1 protein-coding gene is annotated in these 422 nt (G+C 65.9%); it reads left to right on the forward strand.

Going from position 1 to position 422, the window contains the following annotated elements:
* Window positions 1–400, forward strand: a 400-nt coding sequence (locus HOP53_RS21315) for a Dps family protein (protein ID WP_234271866.1), incomplete at its 5' end; no start/stop codon positions are given.
* Window positions 401–422 lie beyond the last annotated feature (22 nt).

The raw sequence follows: 422 nt of genomic DNA on the forward strand, positions 1-422 counted from the left end.
CGAGATGATCGACCCCCAGGTCGAACTGGTGCGTGGTTACGCCGACGAGGTGGCCGAGCGCATCGCGACGCTGGGCAAGTCGCCCAAGGGCACCCCGGGTGCGATCATCAAGGACCGCACATGGGACGACTACTCCGTCGAGCGTGACACCGTCCAGGCCCACCTGGCCGCGCTCGACCTGGTGTACAACGGCGTCATCGAAGACACCCGCAAGTCGATCGAGAAACTCGAAGACCTCGACCTGGTGTCACAGGACCTGCTCATCGCCCATGCCGGCGAGCTGGAGAAATTCCAGTGGTTCGTGCGGGCGCACCTGGAGAGCGCCGGCGGCCAGCTGACGCACGAGGGGCAGTCGACCGAGAAGGGCGCCGCCGACAAGGCGCGCCGCAAGTCTGCCTGATAGAGAACCTCACCGCACACAC

It is taken from the genome of Billgrantia ethanolica (assembly GCF_021404305.1).
GTDB lineage: Bacteria > Pseudomonadota > Gammaproteobacteria > Pseudomonadales > Halomonadaceae > Halomonas > Halomonas ethanolica.